This window comes from Clostridium sp. DFI.5.61 (genome assembly GCF_024462915.1).
Classification (GTDB): Bacteria; Bacillota; Clostridia; order Oscillospirales; family Oscillospiraceae; genus Lawsonibacter; species Lawsonibacter asaccharolyticus.
Map to the genome: position 1 here is coordinate 1 of NZ_JANGBZ010000055.1, position 20,901 is coordinate 20,901.

Below are 20,901 nucleotides of genomic sequence, written 5' to 3' on the forward strand. Positions count from 1 at the left end.
AATAAGGCCGCAGCTGCTCCGCCCGCTTGCACTCGATATGGACGCCGGGGAGGCCGGTTAAATCCGGCACCTCCCCAAAGGACAGGGAGCCGCCCCGCTCGACGGGATAGCCATACTCACGGAGCAGGGCGGCAAGTTCCCTCTCCCCATCTGCGCCTTTGCGCTGGGATTTTCTACCCGTTGGGATCACCCCACATAGAAAGGATTTCCTCCAGAGCATCCGCAATCCGCTCCAACTGCTTTACGATTGCTAAAGCCTGGTTGTCCGTCATATTTTCACCTTCTTCCCATTTGGAGTGAACATCATCCCAACATCACCGCCGCCCAGGTCAATGATCTTCGCCCCCAATTCCTGGGCCGTGGTCAGGAAACAGCCGCCACCGGGATGATCTATGTAGCGGTCCGGGCAATCCTTTTCGCAGGGCTTACCATCCAGGGGACAAATTATATCTTTCACGATTACAGCTCCTTTTCTTCGTTTTTGCCCACACCGGCAATCCGTTGCGGCGCAAGGGTTTGCAAAATGGGGTCCGGGTGGGGCCGGGTTTTCCGAGGGGTATAAAATTTTCTCTCGCATAGAAGGGACTATAAAATGCCAGACCCACCCGGACCCGCCCTCCATTTCATCCCTAAAACAAAGGCCATCTTTGACGCAGAGTGCGGTGCTCCCGCTGGCCTTTTGCGCTTGATTTCAGCGTGGGCCTCCATAGCCTGCTTCCAGTTGGACATACTTTCGGCTCGGTGCCCGTTGCGCTCGCACCACCCTTGATAGGCTTGGTATGCCTCCTCGGTCCTGATCCCCCCGTGTGGGTCTGGCTCCATCATCTCATCCACAAAGCGGGCTATCTTATCGCTGTCCCGCCGGTATTGGGCCGTAGCCTCCCGGACGGCGGGCGGAGCCTCAAGGCCAGTTTCCCGCATCATCCAAAGTCCATCCAGGCACCAGTTGAGAATACCGCTCATATTTTCAGCCTGACGCAACTTGTGTTTCAAGCTCTTGTCCTGCTCTTCTTCAGAGAAATGCCGGTTGAACGGGATCACCTTCACACGCCCGGAATCAAATACAGTGGGGTCCGTCACCTTCGGCAAGTGGTTGGTGTTGATGAACAGCTTGAATTGCGGAACAAACTCAAAAGAATTTTCATTGAGAAAGCGGGCGTTGATGGTGTCCCGGCCCGTCAGGGTCTTAACCAGACTGGCAGATAGGACCATCTGTTTGCCCGGCTCAGAGATGTTGACCACACGGGCTCCCGCCAGCCGTGCGATATCCTCTGTGGGAGCGTTGCTGTTGGCCTTGTCCTTTTGAGTGATGGTCTCAGGCCGTGCCGCCCGGCCATATCCGCCTACAAGGGTCATATAGGTCTCCATAAGTGTCCCTTTGCCGTTGCGGGTGGTGGCTCCGTAGAGGGTAAAGAAGCACTCCTCCGAAGTGTCGCCGGTCAGGCCGTAGCCCATAGCCTTTTGCAGATATGCGGCGGTATCGTGGTCCCCCTGCATGATGTCGTTGATAAACCGCTCCCACAGCTCGCTTTTTGCCTCCGGATCATACTTCACGCTGGAGACCGTTGCCAGCAGATCAGATGGGGAGTGTGGTCTAAATTCCCGTGTGTTCAGGTCCAGGGTCCCATTTTTGCAGTTGAACAGATGGAGGTCTTGGTCAAACTCTGTCATGCTTACCGGGTGAACACTGGCCGCATCTTTCAAGATGGTCTCCCGGTTGGTGCGCCGCTGCCACTTCCCCACATGGGCTTGATAGGCGACCCTCTGCTTTTCGTCCTGGATGGACAGCGCATAGACCGCCAGGGCGTCCGCAAGGTCCTTGCATAGCTCCATAGCCCTCAGATTGCCACTGTCCGGCTCCCACACCTTTCCGTTGTAGATATACCACCGCTTGCGCTCCGGCACATACCGGGCCTTGTTCTTGTACCAATCCGCGAACAGGTTTCCATTGCCGATATCGCTCCACCCATAGCGGGAATTTTTGTCCGGGCGCAGGTCCGCCAGCTTTACCGGTCCATTTGTGGTGTCGGTGGTGATCTTCTCCGCCTTGCGTCTGGAATGGGCCTGTGGGTCATATCCACCGGAGCAAGAAGCAATAGCTTCCTGAATGGTGATCGCTCCGTAAGTGGACCCGCTCTGCCGCCGGTCCCATTTCTCACGCATCAGGCCGGAGGAGCGGAAAAGCCGATCCATCCGGGCGGCGTCCTTGTTGGTCCACCACGCCAGCCAGTTGCAAAGGGCCATATCCGCCTCGCTCTGGCTCTGATAGGAGGAGGTATCCCCCGCCCACAGGGCGGCAAACTGCTCCCCGTTGCGCCCCTTCTTGGCTTTTTCAATCAATGCCACGTCATCCAGCTCGACCGGTCCACAAGAAGCGGAGGCTGGTGTGGTTTTCTTCGTTTTGGTCCGTACCATATACTTCTCCAGCACAGCGGCCAGTTGTTCCCCATGTTCCTCAATCTCAAGGCCAGGGGTCAGGGCGTTGCCGGTCACGGTGACAAACTTGTTGGTGCATCCCGCTATGTAGATCTCTAATCCCAGCTTTTGGTTGTTGATGTAATACCGGGCCTTGTCATACTGAAAACCAGCAGCCTTGAACAAAATCCGCAGGCCGTGACCGCTGGGGGAATACTCCGTATAGCCTTTTATGGTGTCCATCACATCAAAGGCCAGCGGGGACAGTTCACCGTTGTCGTCAATGCAGTCGTCAATGCAGTGGTCAATGTCGATCGCGCCCACATGCCCGAAGATGCCAACGCCCAGCCCATCATACTGGCCCAGCACTGCCAGCGCCGTATCCAGCGGGGCAAAGGTGGCCGGGTTGGTGCTCTGCGCTCTGCCGCCGGTGCGGGGATTATAGGGAACCTTTGTGGGCTTTCCCTCCCGATTCTCATATTTCCACACGCAAAATAGACCGTCTCGGAGCAGGGCGGGAGGTAAATTTTTATATTCAACCATTCTGCCTACCACTCTGCTTTCTCGATTGCATCAGCGGCTTCCAGAATCTCCGCCGCTCTACGGCGAAGCGAATCTACGCAGCGGTCCTTTTCTTCCTTGCTAGATGGGAGGTAGTATCCGTCCAGGTTGTTGCTGAGGATCGGGATATGCCTCCGGCGCTCTATGTGGATCTGCTTTCTTACATCCCGTTCTGAACGCTGGGTAATCCTTACCAGATCCCGAAGATGGAGACCTTGTCCCGCCCCAGGAAGTAGAAATTGAGAAATATATCCCGCTTGCGTCCGGTCCTGGTCTGATGTACAATAGTTTTTGGAAGTGGTGTCCGCCCGCGAAGCCGACCCCGTTTCCTCCGCCCGTTCTGCTGTGCCACCAGCAGGGCGGGCACTCTTTCTGTTTCGCTGATCCACGTCTTCACCCCCTAATGGGCCGAATCTCGGCACTGTGGAAGGGAGGAGGCGTAAACAGAAATTCCTCTAATCTGTCCAGGTCCAACAGATACTTCTTTCCGCATCTAGTAGAGGGAATTTCTCCTGCGATTACTTTTCTTCTAATTGCGGTTCTGGTTAGTGCTGTGCCCGGATCATGTTCCCGCACATAATCGGCAGCTTGCTCAATGGTTCTCATTCTCATTTACTTCACATCCTTTCTTGAATCGAACACTAGTTTGTGTTCCTGTGACATATAGTAGCATGTTTTAAAATACTAAGCAATATGTTGTGGTGTATTCTTATTTTATAATGTATCTTGTGTATCGACATGTATAAAAAACGATGATTAGCAATAGCCAGCTATTCCCTAAGACCCCCAAAATCACAGCGCAATTTCTTGCGTGAATAATTATTTTAAACAGAAGTATAAAAATGAATTTCCTTGATAAATTTCTAATATTTTCTCAATTTTCTACAAATAAAAACAAGGGGAGGGTGGTCCGGTTTTTGTGGCTACTTTTTGTCCGTTATTTGTCCGTTGTTTTTATGAAAAGCTATCGAAAAAGGAGAGCTGGGAAAATAAATAAATCCCTTGTATCCGTTGGGACACAAGGGATTGTGATATATAATAGAAAATCATAAAAAGAAAAAATGCCCATTCGACTCCCGTCAGCCGCACCACCAGAAAACCCCGAAAGTCCTTTGAGTGCAAGACTTTCGGGGTTTTACTATTTCTGTAAAAGGCGTCTTGGGCATGATTGCGCATCTTTCTTTTAGTCGTGAGATCAAGAAGTCCCCTACCGCCTGACTGGCCGCTGCCTTGGATAGGCATAGATATTTAGAGTGGTGGATACCTGAAAATGGCCTGAATTTGCAGCTGCGGTTTGTCCATCGGCACGGGAGTTTATCAGTAGAACTGCATTGAGATGGCAGAAAGCACGGACGACAAGAAAAAAGTATAGAAAAACGAAGGCCCGTGAGCACGACTTGTCGTGCCCACGGGCCCTTTTTCTATAGGACAGAGGGAAGCCGGGATCAGTTGTTGATGCCGGTCCACTGCTCGGAGCCGCCGGCCTTGATGTGGCCGTGGCTGTTTGAAGCCTCCATGATGGGGTAGAAGGCCCAGTGGCTGCTGTTCAGGTCAGAGAAACTGACCAGCCGGTCCAGGCTGCGGTCCACGAAGCTCTGGTCCGGGGTCCGGCCCAGCATGTGGTTGACGATCACGGCCACCTCGGCCCGGGTGATGGAGCCGCTGGGGCGGAAGGTGCCGTCGGGGTAGCCGCCGATCCAGCCGTACTCTGCGGCGCTGGCCACGTAGGGGTAGAACCAGTCCTGCGCGGACACATCGGGGAAGCTGCACCGGGCACTGGGAGCCATATCGGCGAAGGAGAGGGCCGCCGCCGCGAACTCAGCCCGGGTGATGGTGCTGTTGGGGTGGAAGGTGCCGTCAGGATAGCCGGTGAACATGCCCAGGGAGGCCAGCGTCTCCACCGCGTCAGCGTACCAGGCGCCGTCGGGCACATCGGAGAAGGAGACCGTGGCGGGCACATTCTGGTCATTCAGAAGGGCGTAGAACATCTGAGCCACCTCGGCCCGGGTCATGTTCCGGTCAGGGCCGAAGGTGCCGTCGGGATAGCCGCTGAGGTAGGCGATGTGGTCCCGGGTATTCAGCCAGCGGTCCACGCCGTTCAGCTTCTGGCTGGCGGTAAAGACAGCGGTGATGGTGTGGTTCTTATGCACCTTCTCGAAGGTGTAGCGGCCCACGGCTCCCACGCTCCTGCCGTCCACCAGCACGTCCGCCAGCTCATAGCCCTCGTCCGCCTGGATGATGAAGCTCTTGTTCCGGTCATAGGCCACCTGCACCCGGCCGTCCGGGCTGATGGAGCCGCCCTCGCCGGCCGTGGCGGTGATGGTCAGATAGGTGATGCCGCCGTCGTCATCGTCGTCGTCATCATCGTCACCGCCCTCGTCGGTCTCCGTAAAGGTGACGCGGATGGTGTGGTTCTCCGTCACCTCCTCAAAGGTGTAGGAGCTGCGGACACGCTCACTGTCTCCGTCCACCCGGACACGGTCGATCTCATAGCCGCGGTCGGGGTCAAAGTCAAAGCGCTGGTCCCCGCCGTCCGGGACGAACACATCCCCCTCCGGGTCGATGCCGCCGCCGCTTCCGGCGGAGGCTTCGATGGTCCAGTAGGAGGGCTCGTCGGGCACGCCGTCTTCGTCCTCATCTGCACCGAAGTAGGCCACCACTTCGCTGTCCTCCCGGATATCCTCCAGGGTCCAGCTGCCGGTAAAGGCGTTCTCCGGGTCGTTGTTGGAGTAGACCACATCGCCGTTGACGGTGATGTAGTCCAGGGCACAGCCGTCCTCGGCGTGGATGGTGAAGGGCAGATCATCTCCGGCGTCTACGGTCGCCTCGGTGGGATCGATGGAGCCCTGCTCCTCGTTGTCCGAGGAGGCGGTGACGGTGTACTGCTCCTCCTCCGGCTCCTCCTTGTCGTCGGGCACGCCGTTGTCATTCTCGTCCTCGCCGAAGGTGACCACAACTTCGGCCGCTTCCTGAACATTTTCCAGCGTCCAGGTGCCCTCAAAAGGAGCGGTTATATCGTCGTTGGTGTACTCAGTTTTACTGTTCACCTGGATGGTGTCCAGGGCATAGCCGTCCTTGGCGTCGATGGTGAACTCCACGTCCTCTCCGGCGTTTACGGTCTTGCTGGTCGGATCAATGGAGCCGCCCTCGCCCTCCACGCGGGCGGTGACGGTGTACTGGGTCTCAGTGACATCGGGCTCGCCGTTGCCGTCCTCGTCATAGCCCCAGGCGGCCCAGACCGCCTTGTCCTCATCCATAGCGACAGAGGTCACGGTGTCGGGGGCGGTGTCCTCGACGCTGTAAATGGTTTCGTGGTCGCCCTCAGTCATCCAGCCGATGAAGAGGACGGGGACAGATGTACCGTCCAAATCGACTGGATCATGGGTGGGCGCTTTATCCCTCAGCTGATATGTTCCAGAGAGATCCTTGACCTCAAGGGTGTCTTTTCCATCGTCGAACGCGCCGCCGTTGGCGTGGTAGGTCAGGGTATAGGCGGCCTCCGGCTCGTTGGCGTCAGGCACACCGTTGTCGTCCTCGTCCAGACCGAAGGTGACAGAAATCGTGTGATCCTCCGTCACATTGGAGAAGGTGTAGGAGGCCCACTTTTCGGCCACACCAGTGGGGAGGGAGCCGCCGTTATTGGTGAGGACCTGTTCACCTGCTTCGTCCGCATCAATGGTAATGGTGTCCACGGCGTAGCCGCTGGCGGGGGCGATGGTGAAGGTGACGCTTCCTCCATCGGACACATAGGCTTCTTTGGGATTGATGGAGCCGTTGTCCCCGGCGGTGGCGGTGATGTGGTGGTCATCTTCGGTGACATCCGGCTTGCCGTCATCGTCCCCGTCCAGGCCCCACACTGCGTAGACCGTCATATCGCCGCTGATGGTCAGGCGCGTGGAGGTTTGGGGCAGAGCATCGCCGCGCTCATAGACTTCATTCTGTGCGGAAGTATCTGTTGTCCAGCCGATGAACAGCACCTGATGGTTATCCTGCCCGGCGTGGGTGGGCTGATACTCGTCTGTGGATTTCAGAGTGTGTCTGTCCCCGTCGTTCAGGCCGGTCTCCGTCTTTTCGGTCGTGCCCTCACTGCCGAAATATCCGCCGTTGGCGTCATAGGTCAGGGTGCGGTCATATTTGTCCGGAGTGCCGTCTCCGTCATTATCACTAGCAAAGGTGACGGTGATGGCGTAGTCGGACCGGACATCACTCAAGGTGAGGGTTCCGCTGGTATAGCCGGGGATGTTGTGCTCCCCGTCGTTGGGGTAGGTCTTAGTTTCCACTGTGGAACCACCGACATCCTGCTTCACAATGGTGACGGTGTCCAGGGCGTAGTTTGTATCGGGAGTGATGGTAAATTCGGCATCCGTCCCGGCGATCACATAGCGGGTCGGGGGCGTGATGGAGCCGTTGGCCCCGGCGGAAGCGGTGATGGTATAGGACTCATCCTGCACGTCGGGTTTGCCGTCGCCGTTGGTGTCATAGCCCCATACGGCGTAGACGGTCTTATCCTCCGAAGAGACATCCACCGTGGCGGCGAGGATGCTGGGATCATAGTTGTCATTCAGGCCGTAAATGGTGTCATTATCGGTCAGAGACCAGCCCACAAAGGCCACCTTTGTACTGTTATCATTCGCATGGGTGGGCTTGAACTCGGCGGTGGTGTTCAGCCTGTAGCGGTCCTGCGCCGGGACCGTCTCGGTTTTGGTCTCATCACTGCCGAACGTGCCGCCGTTGGCGTTATAGGTCACGGTGCGCTTGTCCTCTGTAACGTCGGGATTGCCGTCACCGTCGGTGTCGTAGCCCCAGGCGGCATACAGGGTGGTGTCGGCGTTGACAGTGTAGGGGCTGAGCACGGTGGTGGGGGCGGTATCGTTGGCGGACAGGATCGTAGTGGTCTTGTTAGTTGCATCCGTCCAGCCGATGAAGGCCACTGCGACGCTGCCCACGGCGCTGTGTGTGGGGCCGCCGGCCAGGGTTACCTGAGTGCCGCCTGTGATGTTGGGCTGGGCAGACGGGACATTGGTCACACTGCCTTGAACTGCGTTGCCGTTGTAAGTGAGGGTAAAGCTTCGCTGAGAGGGGTCATAAGCGTGGCTGACGGTAACAGACGCGGCTATATCGCCAGTCGAGTCATACACGACCCGGCCCTGTGGGGTGGTTGTATATCCGGGATAAGAATTTTGGTAAGTATCTTCGTAGCCCGCAATTGCCGTCTCAGTCAGCTGATAGGCGGTTCCCGCTGGGATACCGGAAACGGTCGCGGTCTGGCCGGGCTGGAGCTGGAAGGTCCCATCGGAGTTCAGCGGAGTCTCTGAGCCATCCCCGATCTTGACTGTGACAGGGGCCTTCTGGGTATCCAGCTTCCCATTTACAGTTCCCTCCGGCGACACGTTGTAAAGCTCCAGCGTGTAGGTGAATGTGGGCTCAGAACTGGGAGCACTGCTGCCAGTGGTCGTATTTACCTTCACCGTCAGCGTCCCGGTGGGGGTCTTTTCGGTGCGCAGGCCGTTGTTGCCCAGATGGACGGTGACTTTGGTGTCGTCCACATTATAGACCGGATGGCGGTAGTGGACAGCGGTGCCGGTCGTGTTGCCGGTCTTGGCGGCGTTGCCGTCGGACACCCGGCTCAGCTTGGCGGAGCCTTCTTTGATAGACAGGCCGCCGGCGTCATCCACTACATGACCTTGGAGCGCCCTGGGGTTGAGCACCAGATGGTAGTCGGTGAGCAGGTCGGCATCAAGCTCGCCCGTGTCCCCTGTGTCTTGCGCCTGATAATACCGGTGCTCATAGAAGAAGGCGGCGCCTTGGCCTTTATGCGCCTCCTGAGCGCGCACGATATTATAGGTCGTTCCATCGATCACAACGGTCCCTCGCTCGGGAATAACAGTGGACTGGAGCAGGTGTTCCAGGGCCTCCTGGTGCGTCAGCAGCTTCTGGCTGCCGCCTGCAACATTGTCCACCAGCACATACAGGGGGGTGTCCTCGGTGTAGTGGTAGAAGGCGTTGGAGGCAGCGGGGGTAAAGACGGCGGTGGCGGTGCCGTACTGAGCGTCATCCTTGGCGGCGGCATCCCAGGCGTTGCTGTAGAAGCTGGTGGTGCCGTCTTTGGAGTGGGCGATCAGGTAGTCATTGTCGTCCTGATCGAATGTGACGGTCTCATCCCAGTCCACCGAGTAGAACAGGCGGATGGGGTAGGCCTCCTGGTTCTGCTGGATGGTGTGGGTGGTCTCACCCAGGGCGTTGGTGGCGCTCTCGGCGGTGACGGTGCGCAGGGGGATCAGGCTGGCCGGGACCTTCCAGGTGAGGGTCTGGGTGTCCCCGCCTGGTGTGACGGTCAGCTCCAGATCAGACAGGTCGGCCGCTCCATAGATCTCGTTGCCCTCCACGGTGCCGGTAAAAGTGTAAGTAGCGCCGTTGTCGCTTGTTGTGGCCTTGACCGCGTGGTCTCCATAGAGCACGGTGGGAGCGCCCACCACCTTCATATAGGGGCCCAGCTCATCGGTAAAGGTGATGAAGCCGCTCTCCCCGCCGGTGCCCGGTGCGCCCTCAGGGGTCTCAGTGGGGGAGGTGGGCGCCTGAGTGGCAATGTCGTTTGCGATCTCATCAAAGATCTCTTTCCATGCCTCTGCGTTGTCGACATCTGTTACCTCGTAGTACGCGTCGTTGTAGGCGAGGCTGGTGACGGAGGCCGGGAAGTTATTAAATGTAACGCGGTCAGTACGACTTGCACCTCCGCCATATCTCATGATATCAACGCTGGTGTTTGTTTTATACTCGTTGAAATAATTATTAAAATCATTGGCGTGCGTATTGGAGGAGAGCTCCCCCTTGGGGTTCAGGCAGAGACGGGCCAGGTTGGGGGCGTCTGCGCTGCCCGGATTTACGCCGATGGTAATAAATGCCCCGTCGTGGGCGTAGTGATCGGCGACCTGTCCCTTTACATAGGCAGCGGTCATCATCATGGCGAAGGACTGGGCGTGGCGGGATTCATCACTGCCCGCACCATCTCCAACTACAAATTTTTGGATATTATTACTGTTAGTTGTTGGGGGAGCGGTGATGTTGGTATCGCCGTCCTTCGGCTCGCCCTCAGAGAGCAGGATGATCTGGGGCGCCCGGTCGACCTGGGCCCCGCCCACCCTAACGGTGGTGCCGGCATTGAGAAGCTGCTGTGCGCCCAGATAAATACCGGACTGGGTGTATTTATCGGTGCCGGAACTCTGCCGATCGATATCAAATGTATTTTCAACGGGATTTGTACTGCTGTTGATCCCATAAGCGGTTACTTTGCCGCCAGTTCCTATGGTGTTGGGATTATAATTAAAATAGTCAGCTTGCGCCCCGTTCTGATAGTGATCCAGAGGCAGCAGCACAGAGGCGTAATCGGAATATCCGATCACCGCGACCCGGTTGTTGGGATTTGCGGCCATCAGGGTGCGGATAGCGGATTCTGTCGCGGTCAGCATGGCTTCCGCTTTTGCATCCGGGTCTCCCATTTTTGGCGACATATCCAGGATCAGCACGGTGTCGATGGGCACGCTGACCCTGTCCACAATGGTGGCCGCCGAGCCCAGGCCGGACAGGGCCACCAGAAAGTCGGCGACAGCCTCTTTCTCCACCGTGTTGTTCGTCAGCCCCGTTATAACGGGGCCGGGCAATGTGATATCCTGGGTGGACACGGACTTGTCCGTCCAGATGCGTCCGATGTCCTTGGTGGTCAGGTAGGCGCTTCCGCCCACACCGAACAGGTCCTCCCAGTCGGTGTAGGTGGTCGTGTCCGCGACCGGAGCCGGGTCCGGGTCCGCCGCCAGGGCCGTGCCGGGCAGCAGGCTGAACAGCATACAGACCGCCAGCAGCCAGCTCAGCGGCTTTCTCAGTTTTCGCATGTCGCATTTCTCCTTTTCTCATCTCGAACAGAGTGTAGTCAGCCCGCCCAGGGCGGGCGGTGTGTTCAGGCGCCCCTCACCTCCTGACAGCCGCCCCAGCCGACGGCGGCCTGTTCCGCCTCCAGCAGGCGCTCATGGGTCTGCTCCACCAGCTGGGCCACAGTGGCCTCGATCTCCGCTCGGGTGGTGTAATACAGCTTCCGCAGGCAGCGCGGGTTGCCCTTTTCCGGGGGGACCTGGGCATCCCGGCAGAGCCGGCGGATGCTGACAGAGACCCCGGCCCGGCCGCAGGGGCGGCCGGTGCGGGTGACAAAGATGGGGCCGGAGGAGATCCCCCGCCTCCGGGCGTAGTCCAGCAGCTCCCTCCGGAGGCAGTCGGGCAGGCGCTGGGGCATCGCCTCCCCCGGGAGGAGCAGGACCCCCTCGCCCGCCGCCTCCACTGTCACCTGTTCCAGCTCGTGGACCGGCAATCCGGTGGAGGTGAACAGCTTGATCAGCAGATAGACCCGCTCCTGTCTCAGAGCCCGGGCGGTGGACAGCAGGCGCAGGTATTCGCTCCGGGTCAGCTCGAGCTGGGCATCCCTGCCGCAGGAGAGCCGCCCCGTCAGCTGGAACTCCCTACAGCCCAGCCACTCCAGGAAGCTGTTGGCCGCGGACACGCTGGTGTTGACCGTGCTGGGGGAGTATCCCTGGTCCAGCAGCTGCTCCCGCCACTGGCGCAGGGTGCCCCGGCCGATGCGGCCGCCGGGCAGGGCGGCATACAGCAGCTCCAGCTTCTTTCGGTAGGAGGATACTGTGCTGGGGTTCCGCCCTCGTTCCCCCAGGCTGGACAGATAGGAGCCGATCTGCTCCCGGGTGACCGTGATCCCCTGTGTCTGGGGCTCCTGCAATGCGTTCTCCCCTTGGGAGATGCGGCTCTCTTTCGTTACCCCATACGACCCCCTCCCATTTATAGACAGAATCGTTCTTCCGTCATCAAAAATATGCGGGATAGAGCGGCGTTGACAGTTTCCTCCTTTCCAGGCAGAAGAAAAAAGTGTCTAAAACATCAGGATTTTCTGAAAAAAGGCACGACAAATCAGGCCAAAAAGAAAAAATGTTTTTTGGCCTGATTTGTCATGCCTGAATCCGGAAAAAAGATTGATTTCTATTTCAGAAAATGGTAAAATATAAACTACTCCAATTATGTATTTTGAAATTTTGGAGCAATTTTAATGACAGAAGAACGATTTTGTCATAAGCTAGGAGATCAGCCGCAGCTGATCCAGGGTCCGGGCATGCTCGGCGCCGGTGGAGATGAGGTAGATGCGGGTGGTCTCGATGCTGGAGTGGCCCAGCACGTCAGCCAGCTTTGCCACATCCCGGCTCACCCGGTAGAAACACCGGGCAAACAGGTGGCGCAGGTTGTGGGGAAAGACCTTGGACGGAGCGACCCCGGCCGCCCGGCACACCCCCTTCATCTCTGCCCAGATCTGCTTCCGGGACATGGGCCTGCCGCTTCTGGTGAGGAACAGCTCGCCGGAGGTGATTTTTTTTTGCCGGGCGTACTTCTCCAGCTTCCGGCACAGCTTCCCCGGCAGAAGGATGGTGCGGATCTTCCCCTTCAGGGCGATCTCCGTCCGGCCCTCCCGCACTGCCTCCGCCGTGATATAGCGCACCTCGCTGACCCGGATGCCGGTGGCACAGATGGTCTCCATCAGCAGGGACAGCTGACCCCGCCCCAGGCGGCGGGCCGTCTCCACCAGCCGGGCGTACTCCTCCCGGCTGAGCTCCCGGGCGGAGTCCCGGAACAGCTGCCGCTGCACCCGCAGGTGCTTCACCCGGCAGTCCTCCCAGCCCAGAAAAGCCAGCAGGCGGTCCAGGGCAGTCAGCTTGCCGTTGACCGTGGCGGGGGACTGGCGGGCGGCCAGCTCCTCCCTCCAGGCGGCGGCCAGCTCCCGGGTCACCTCACGGCCGCCCAGGAAGGCGGCGAACTGGCGGACCTCCCGCAGGTATTTTTCCAGGGTGGCGGGGCTGCGCTCCTCCTCTCCCAGCTGTCGGGCAAAGGCCGCCAGCGTCTCCTCTGTGATCTTCCGTGGTTCCATATGATTCCTCCTGTGTCTAAAGGTCTTTCCTTAGTTTACCTTGACAGAGGAGGATTATTGCTGTCTGCACTGCAAAAACATCTTCCTTGTGCGGCCGCAGCAAAACAGAGAATGGAAATCTTGACAAGCGGGGGATGCATCTATATAATAAATATGTTTCGCATTTGGACGAAAACACTCGAATCGGATCATAAAGGAGGCAGTCGGGTTGAGTACAGAAAACCAGGCGCAGGAAAACAAAATGGGGGTCATGCCGGAAAACCGGCTGCTGCTGACCATGGCGATCCCCATTGTCATATCCATGCTGGTCCAGGCGCTTTACAATGTGGTGGACAGCGTCTTTGTGGCACAGCTGAGCGAGGACGCGCTGAACGCCGTGTCGCTGGCCTTTCCGGTGCAGAATCTGATGATCGCCGTGGCGGTGGGCACCGGTGTGGGCATCAACGCCCTGCTGTCCAAGAGCCTGGGCGAGGGCAACCAGGCCAAGGCGGACCGCACCGCGATGAATGGACTGTTCCTCAGTGCCCTCAGTTTTCTGGTGTTCGCAGTCATCGGCCTGACCTGTTCCCGCCTGTACTTCACCATCCAGACGGACATCCAGCGGATCGTGGACTACGGCGAGAGCTACATGATGATCTGCTGTGTGTGCTCTTTCGGCGTGTTCTTCCAGATCACACTGGAGCGGACCCTCCAGGCCACCGGCCGTACACTCTATACCATGTTCACCCAGGCCACCGGCGCCATCATCAACATCATCCTGGACCCCATCATGATCTTCGGCCTGTTCGGCTTCCCCAGGATGGAGGTGGCCGGAGCGGCGCTGGCTACTGTTACCGGACAGATCGTGGCGGCGATCCTGGGCCTGTTCTTCAATTTAAAGAAGAATCCGGACCTCCATCTGTCGGTGCGGGGCTTCCGGCCCAGCCGCACCATCATCGGAGGTATTTACAGCGTGGGCATTCCCTCCATCGTCATGCAGTCCATCGGCTCGGTGATGGTCTTTGGGATGAACCAGATCCTGATCGCCTTCACCCAGACGGCCACCGCCGTCTTTGGCGTGTACTTCAAGCTCCAGTCCTTCATCTTCATGCCCGTCTTCGGATTGAACAACGGGATGGTGCCCATCGTGGCCTATAACTACGGCGCGCGGAAGCCCGCCCGGATCATGAAGACCATCAAGCTCAGCGTCTGCTACGCAGTGGGCATCATGCTGGTGGGGCTGCTCATCTTCCAGTTTGCCTCCCCTGCGCTGCTGCGGCTCTTCCAGTCCGGGGAGAGTGCCTCCGGCGATCTGCTGCGCATCGGAGTGCCGGCACTGCGTATCATTTCTTACAGCTTTTTGTTTGCAGGCTACTGTATCGTGGCCACTGCCGTATTCCAGGCACTGGGGCACGGCGTGCTCAGTCTGGTGGTCTCTGTTGTCCGGCAGCTTTTCGTACTGCTTCCAGTGGCTTTCCTGCTCTCCAGGGTCGGCGGGCTGGACTGGGTCTGGTGGGCCTTCCCCATCGCGGAGCTGGTGGCGGTAGTCCTGTGTACGGTGTTCCTGAGACATGTGTATCATAAGGAGATCGCCCCTCCAGCAGGAGAACGGGAGGCCGCCTGAGCAGGGTGGGAGTCCAGAGGATCGCCCCGCTTTTTTCTGAAAATAAAAACAGTCCGTAATTCTTCTCAGAAGAATTACGGACTGTTTTTGCGTTGGGGTTTAACCCAGCAGATGGAAGGCCACGATGAGACCGGAGAAAACGATGGACACGGTGGAACACAGCTTGATGAGGATGTTCAGGGAGGGGCCGGAGGTGTCCTTGAAGGGATCGCCCACGGTGTCTCCCACCACGGCGGCCTTGTGGCACTCGGAGCCCTTGCCCCCGTGATGGCCGGATTCGATGTACTTCTTGGCGTTGTCCCAGGCACCGCCGGCGTTGGACATGAACACGGCCATGGCAAAGCCGGTGACGGAGACGCCGCCCAGCAGGCCCGCCACACCGACGGGGCCCAGGATCAGGCCGGTGAGGATGGGGACGATGATGGCCAGCAGGGCGGGCTTCACCATCTCCCGCAGAGCGCCCTTGGTGCACAGGGCCACGCAGGAGGCGTAGTCGGGGTCTGCCTTGTACTCCATGATGCCGGCGATCTCCCGGAACTGGCGGCGGACCTCCAGCACGATGGACTGGGCGGCGGTCTGCACCGCGCTCATGGTGTAGGCGGAGAAGACGAAGGTGAGCATGGCGCCGATGAACAGCCCCACCAGCATCAAGGGATTGGTGAGGGACAGGTCCAGGGTCTCCGGGGTCTTCTCCTGGACGATGCTCACATAGGACACCAGCAGGGCCAGGGCGGTGAGGGAGGCGGAGCCGATGGCGAAGCCCTTGCCGGTGGCTGCAGTGGTGTTGCCCAAGGAGTCCAGAGCGTCGGTGCGCTCCCGAACGGCCTCAGGCAGGCCGGACATCTCGGCGATGCCTCCGGCGTTGTCAGCCACGGGACCGTAGGCATCGGTGGCCAGGGTGATGCCCAGAGTGGAGAGCATTCCCACTGCGGCGATGCCGATGCCGTACAGGCCCAGGTTGAAGGACTGGCTGCCGCCGGCGGCGTAGAAGCTGACGATGACCGCCGCGGCCACGATGAGGATGGAGGCCATGGTGGACTTCAACCCCAGGGAGATGCCGCCGATGATGATGGTGGCGGAGCCGGTCTCAGAGGCGTCGGCCAGCTGCTGGGTGGGCTTGTAGGTGTCAGAGGTGTAATACTCGGTGAAATAGCCGATGGTGCAGCCGCCCACCAGCCCGCAGAGGATGGCGATGTAGACCCCCCAGTTCCCCAGCATGAGATAGGTCAGGGGGGCGGCGGCCACGGCGGAGAGGGCCGCAGCCAGATAAGTTCCGGTGCGGAGGGAGGTGAGCAGGGACTTCTGGGTGGCATCCTCCTTGGTCTTGACGAAGAAAGAGCCGATGATGGAGCAGACGATGCCGCAGACGGCCAGCATCATGGGCAGGATCATGCCCGCCCAGCCGTACCCGGCGATGGCGCCCAGGGAGAAGGTGGCCAGGATAGAGCCCACATAGGACTCGTACAGGTCGGCACCCATGCCGGCCACATCGCCCACGTTGTCGCCCACGTTGTCCGCGATGGTGGCGGGGTTGCGGGGGTCATCCTCCGGGATGCCAGCCTCCACCTTGCCCACCAGATCGGCGCCCACGTCGGCTGCCTTGGTGTAGATGCCCCCGCCCACCCGGGCGAACAGGGCCATGAAGGAGGCGCCCATGCCGTTCATCACCATGATGTTCCCCAGGGTGAGGGGGTCGTCGATGCCGGCCACGAAGCGGAGGATGACGAACCAGATGGAGATGTCCAGCATGCCCAGACCCACCACAGTGAAACCCATGACAGAGCCGGAGGAGAAGGCCACCCGCAGGCCCTTGTTCAGACTCTCGCTGGCGGCCTGAGCGGTGCGGGCGTTGGAGCTGGTGGCAATTTTCATGCCCACGAAGCCGGCCAGCATGGACCAGATACCTCCGGTGAGAAAGGCGAAGGGGGTGAACTGGGAGAGCATCTCTCCCCCGGTGGCAAAGGCCATCACCAGCAGGACGAGGAAGACCACCAGAAAGACCTTCGCCACAGTGGTGTACTGGTGCTTCAGATAGGCGTTGGCCCCCTCCCGAATGGAGGCGGCGATCTTGGCCATTTTGTCACTGCCTTCGGAGAAGGTCATGACCCTGCGGCTTTGGAGCCAGGCAAACGCAATGGCAATGGCCGCGCCCACGAAACCGATCCAGAACAGATTGTCCATCATTCAACACACTCCTTCGCGCTTGGAAAAAGGGCCCCCGCCAGAGCGGAGGCCCTTCCATGCAACCGCTGTTATGGTCATATTGTACCATACTAGACGGGCTTTGCAATAGAAAATTTATCGTTAAGTAAAAAACAAACCGCAGGAATGGAGAAAAAACGCAGAGATCTGCCTAGACCCGGCGCCAGGTGCTGCGGCTGAACATGACTAAAATTGGGAAGATCTCCAGGCGGCCGATGATCATGCACAGGGAGAGGACCAGCTTGCTCAAGGGGGAGAAAGCGGAGAAATTGCCGGCCGGTCCCACCGCGCCCAGTCCCGGGCCTGTGTTGCTGATGCAGGTGATGACGGAGGTAAGGGTCTCGGTAAAGGGAAAATCGTTCAGGGCGACCACCAGGGAGGCACCCAGGGTGATCATGGCATAACAGGAGATAAAAAGGAGCACGGAGGCGAGCGTGGACTCGTCCACCGGCTTGCCGTCCAGCTTCACGATCTCCACAGAGCGGGGGTGGATGATGCGGTGGACCTCCCGGCGGATGGCCCGGCCAGCCAGCAGGATGCGGGAGCATTTGATGCCGCCGCCGGTGGAACCGGCACAGGCGCCGCACAGCATCAGCAGGATAAAGATAATTTGAGAGAACTGAGGCCACAGGCAGAAGTCTGCCGTGGCGAAGCCGGTGGTGGAGATGATGGAGGAGACCTGAAAAAAGGCATAGCGCAGGCACTGGAGAGGCCCCTGGTACAGGTGCCGGATGTTGAAGGCGATGACGGCGGTGGACAGGCCCACCACCACCAGGAAAAAGCGCAGCTCATCGCTCTGAAGCACTTCCCGGAAGCGGCGGCACAGCAACAGGAAGTACATGGCGAAATTGATGGAGAACAGCAGGGCGAAGACGGCGATGATCATCTCCAGCACGGGGTCGCCATAGGCGCCTACACTGGCATTGCGGTTGGAGAAGCCGCCGGTGCCCGCCGTGGAGAAGGCGTGGATAAAGGAGTCGTACAGAGGCATGCCGGCCAGCTTCAGCAGGGCGACCTCGGCCAGTGTCATGGCGCAGTAGATCCCGTAGAGGATCTTGGAGGTCTGGGACTGCTTGGGGACCAGCTTGGAAAAGACCGGGCCCGGGGTTTCCGCTTGGGTGAGGTAGTGAGAACGGATGCCCAGGGAGGGGAGCAGAGCGGTGAGCAGCACCAGCACGCCCATGCCGCCCATCCAGTGGGTGAATGCCCTCCAGAAGAGGATGCCACGGGGCTGGGCCTCGATGTCAGTGAGGATGGTGGCACCGGTGGTAGTGAAGCCGGACACCGACTCAAACAGGCAGTCCACAAAGGAGGGGAAGGTGCCGGAGAAGTAGAAAGGGAGCGCCCCCATCACGCCGGTGACCAGCCAGATCAGGCCCACGGCAAAGAAGCCCTCCCGGGCGTAGAAATGCCGGGTGGCGGGTACAGCGGACAGGGCCAGTCCCAGAATGGCCATCAGCAGGATGGTCAACAGGAAGGGGGCGGGGTCCTCCTGGTACAGCAGGGCGACCGCCAGCGGCAGGAGCATGAAGAATGCCTCGACCAGCAGGACGCGGCCCACCAGCCGGGATACCAATTTCAGATTCATGACATGCCCCCCGGGGCAGAGAAGGTGTGCTCGCCCTCGTCATAGATGTCGTTGAGATCCTGAAGACGCCTGTCTCGGGAGATGAGGATGACAGAGTCCCCCTCTTGGATGGACGTGGAGCCTTCCGGGATAATGATCTCGCCTCCCCGGGCCACCACGGCCACCAGAATACCGGGCTTCAGGGACAGGTCCCGCAGGGGCGTGCCCAGATGGCGGGTGGAGGCGGTAACGGTAAACTCCATGGCCTCGGCGGCCCCATCCGCGATGCGGTACAGAGCGTTCATCACGCTGCCCTGGGAGTTCTGCATCCCCCGGACCACCTGGAGAATGTGGGAGGTGGCCAGCTGCTTGGGGGAGATGATGCTGTCCAGACCAACGGCCTGGGCGATACGGTTGTAGTTCTGCCGGTTGGATTTGGTGATGACTTTGGAAAGGCCCAGTTGGGCGGCGTACAGGGAGATGATGAGGTTGTCTTCATCCCGGTCGGTGAGAGCCACGAAGGCATCACAGGAGGAGAGGTTCTCTGAGTCCAGAAGCTCCTGATCGGTGCCGTCGCCGCAGATGATAGTGGAATGGGGGAGCAGTTCACTGAGAAAACGGCAGCGGGCCTCGCTGAGTTCCACGATCTTGACCTGCATCTGCATCTTCTCCAGCAGGATGGCCAGATACAGAGAGATCTTGCCGCCGCCCACGAGAAAGACCCGCCGCACCTTGGGGGTGTAGCGGCCCAGAAGGCGGAAGAACTGATCCAGGCCGGTGGGACGGCCGATGAGGTAGAGATTATCCCCTGCCTGGGGGACAAAGGAGCCGTTGGGGATGATGACCTCGCCGTCCCGGTCTACGGCGCAGAACAGGAGGGAGAGCTTTTTGACCTGGCTGGACAGGTCCTGGAGTGGATTGCCCACCAGAAAGTCTTCCTCCATCAGGCGGAAGCCCATCAGCTCCACCCGGCCCCGACAGAAGGTCTCGATATTGGCGGCGGAGGGGAAGCGCAGCAGCCGGGAGATCTCCACAGCGGTGGCATTCTCCGGATTGATGACCATGTCGATGCCCAGGTCCCGCTTCAGCTCCGCCAGGCCAGAGGTGTACTCCTGGTTCCGGATCCGGGCGATGGTGTAGCTGGTGCCCATTTTTTTGGCTGTGAGGCAGCAGACCATGTTGACCTCATCGGTGCTGGTGGCAGCGATCAACAGATCGGCGTGCTCTGCCCCAGCTTCTCGAAGGACGGCGGCAGAGACACCATTTCCCTTGACGGACATCACATCCAGCGTGTCAGAGGCACGGCGCAGGGCGGCCTCATGGGTGTCCACGATGGTGATGCTGTGGTCCTCACTGGCGAGCTGGTCGGCCAGGCTGAAGCCCATTTTTCCATTGCCAACGATGATGATATCCAAAACGCAGCACATCCTGGAAAAGATTTACGGCAAAAAGCAAAAGAATATGAGGCCCCGCCGTATCCGGGCCCAAGCAAAGAAAAATGCGCCCTCGACCGAACCGGAGCTGGAGAGGGCGCGTTTTAAAAGGGACTAGATCGTCCACTGACTGTGGATGATGCCTACCAGCTGCCAGCAGGAGTCGGAAGGGGAGAAGACCAGCTTCAGGGAACACCAGTCCAGCCCGGCGTTGGCGGGATCCAGGCCGGGAAAATGAAACTCAACGAAACGGCAGCCGGGGTATGCCTCGGTCAAATTTTCCAAAGCGTTGCCGCTCTGCAGAATACGGTCCACTCCGATCTCAGGGGCCTGGGTGTAGTCGGTATTGAACACATAGGTGGAGAAATATTCGGCTGGAGTCAGCTCGATCAGGCTGCCCAAGCCGTCGGACACGCCCCAGGTGTACACCGTCTGATCAGTGGAGAACTGCCGGACCTGAGCGGCAGTGAAGCGGAGGTCGCTGTCCCGGTCAACAGTGGAATAGGGCGTAAAGGTAACGCCCTCCTCCGGGTGGACGAAAGCGGCCAGAGTATCATAATCCCGCTCCTGAATGGCGCGGACCACTGCACAGGCAGAGCTGAGCAGGGGAAAGTTGTCGCTGGAATTGAACGCTGGCAAGGTATTTGCAGAGCTGCTGCCGGAAGCGGAGGCAGACCCTGCGGAGACAATAATGGAGTTGACCACAGACGGGGTCATGGCCGTCTCCCGCTCTTTCCAGGGAAGGTACTGGGCGGGGCACAGGGTGCCCACAAAAAATCCGAGGAAGAGGGCTAAGAAGCCAGTTATAATGGCAACGCGTTTGATAAAACTCATCTCCTTGCGGCAGAATGAAAAGCATATGAGATCCCCTCTATCCCCGCTCGAGTATCTTTCGGACGGGGAAGAATAGGATAAACTGCAAATTCAAAATAGATTCTGGGAAGCTATTGTAGTACAAAATTGATAAGACGTCAAGCATGGCCTGTCTGAAAGCCGCGCTTTCCGAAAAAACGCAAAGAAAAAATGGAAAAATAAAAATAAAAAAGAATAAAATGGAAGATAAAATTCGCGATTTAAAATAAAAACGACTGGGGGGGGGGCGGGGGGGGGCGGGGGGGGGGGGGGCGGGGGGGCGGGGGGGGGCGGCGGG

General features: G+C 59.1%; 11 protein-coding genes and 1 pseudogene. 1 reads left to right on the forward strand and 11 read right to left on the reverse strand.

Annotated features, from left to right (window positions below; genetic code table 11):
- From NE584_RS16145 to NE584_RS16175, 7 genes and pseudogenes are all read right to left on the reverse strand, one after another.
- A pseudogene (locus tag NE584_RS16145) lies at positions 1 to 220 on the reverse strand (hypothetical protein); the annotation flags it as partial.
- A gap of 48 nt (positions 221 to 268) precedes the next feature.
- Positions 269 to 457: a hypothetical protein gene (locus tag NE584_RS16150; RefSeq protein WP_050622673.1), complete on the reverse strand. Its 189-nt coding sequence runs from the start codon at positions 455 to 457 to the stop codon at positions 269 to 271.
- 128 nt (positions 458 to 585) lie between these two features.
- Positions 586 to 2,958: a phage/plasmid primase, P4 family gene (locus NE584_RS16155; protein WP_256183253.1), complete on the reverse strand. Its 2,373-nt coding sequence runs from the start codon at positions 2,956 to 2,958 to the stop codon at positions 586 to 588.
- A 411-nt stretch (positions 2,959 to 3,369) separates the two neighbouring features.
- Complete coding sequence (locus NE584_RS16160; protein WP_077138669.1) at positions 3,370 to 3,588, reverse strand: excisionase family DNA-binding protein; 219 nt, start codon at positions 3,586 to 3,588, stop codon at positions 3,370 to 3,372.
- Positions 3,589 to 4,421: 833 nt separating this feature from the next.
- Positions 4,422 to 10,862: an S-layer homology domain-containing protein gene (locus NE584_RS16165; RefSeq protein WP_256183254.1), complete on the reverse strand. Its 6,441-nt coding sequence runs from the start codon at positions 10,860 to 10,862 to the stop codon at positions 4,422 to 4,424.
- A 65-nt stretch (positions 10,863 to 10,927) separates the two neighbouring features.
- Positions 10,928 to 11,752, reverse strand: coding sequence for a site-specific integrase (locus NE584_RS16170; RefSeq protein ID WP_256183255.1), 825 nt, complete (start codon positions 11,750 to 11,752; stop codon positions 10,928 to 10,930).
- 351 nt (positions 11,753 to 12,103) lie between these two features.
- Entirely contained in the window at positions 12,104 to 12,946 is an 843-nt protein-coding gene (locus NE584_RS16175; protein ID WP_256183256.1) for a tyrosine-type recombinase/integrase, read from the reverse strand.
- 241 nt (positions 12,947 to 13,187) lie between these two features.
- Here NE584_RS16175 and NE584_RS16180 point away from each other — a divergent pair, with 241 nt between their 5' ends.
- On the forward strand, positions 13,188 to 14,549 hold the full coding sequence (locus tag NE584_RS16180; RefSeq protein WP_256183257.1) for an MATE family efflux transporter: 1,362 nt from the start codon (positions 13,188 to 13,190) through the stop codon (positions 14,547 to 14,549).
- 99 nt (positions 14,550 to 14,648) lie between these two features.
- On the opposite strand, the gene NE584_RS16185 is transcribed toward NE584_RS16180, so the two are convergent.
- From NE584_RS16185 to NE584_RS16200, 4 genes are all read right to left on the reverse strand, one after another.
- Entirely contained in the window at positions 14,649 to 16,730 is a 2,082-nt protein-coding gene (locus NE584_RS16185) for a sodium-translocating pyrophosphatase (RefSeq protein WP_256183258.1), read from the reverse strand.
- Positions 16,731 to 16,902: 172 nt separating this feature from the next.
- Complete coding sequence (locus NE584_RS16190; RefSeq protein ID WP_050622634.1) at positions 16,903 to 18,339, reverse strand: TrkH family potassium uptake protein; 1,437 nt, start codon at positions 18,337 to 18,339, stop codon at positions 16,903 to 16,905.
- Positions 18,336 to 19,733 carry a Trk system potassium transporter TrkA gene (trkA, locus tag NE584_RS16195; RefSeq protein ID WP_050622633.1) on the reverse strand — a complete coding sequence of 466 codons (1,398 nt, stop codon included), beginning with the start codon at positions 19,731 to 19,733 and terminating at the stop codon, positions 18,336 to 18,338. The genes NE584_RS16190 and trkA overlap by 4 nt, the downstream gene beginning before the upstream one ends.
- Positions 19,734 to 19,865: 132 nt before the next feature.
- A complete protein-coding gene (locus tag NE584_RS16200) occupies positions 19,866 to 20,585 on the reverse strand; it encodes a hypothetical protein (protein ID WP_050622632.1) in 720 nt (239 codons plus the stop codon).
- Positions 20,586 to 20,901 lie beyond the last annotated feature (316 nt).

Coding starts and splice junctions, on each gene's coding strand:
- NE584_RS16155 (WP_256183253.1), bottom strand. CDS start 2,958: ATGGTTGAATATAAAAATTTACCTCCCGCCCTGCTCCGAGACGGTCTA.
- NE584_RS16160 (WP_077138669.1), bottom strand. CDS start 3,588: ATGAGAATGAGAACCATTGAGCAAGCTGCCGATTATGTGCGGGAACAT.
- NE584_RS16165 (WP_256183254.1), bottom strand. CDS start 10,862: ATGCGAAAACTGAGAAAGCCGCTGAGCTGGCTGCTGGCGGTCTGTATG.
- NE584_RS16175 (WP_256183256.1), bottom strand. CDS start 12,946: ATGGAACCACGGAAGATCACAGAGGAGACGCTGGCGGCCTTTGCCCGA.
- NE584_RS16180 (WP_256183257.1), top strand. CDS start 13,188: ATGGGGGTCATGCCGGAAAACCGGCTGCTGCTGACCATGGCGATCCCC.
- NE584_RS16185 (WP_256183258.1), bottom strand. CDS start 16,730: ATGGACAATCTGTTCTGGATCGGTTTCGTGGGCGCGGCCATTGCCATT.
- NE584_RS16190 (WP_050622634.1), bottom strand. CDS start 18,339: ATGAATCTGAAATTGGTATCCCGGCTGGTGGGCCGCGTCCTGCTGGTC.
- NE584_RS16200 (WP_050622632.1), bottom strand. CDS start 20,585: ATGAGTTTTATCAAACGCGTTGCCATTATAACTGGCTTCTTAGCCCTC.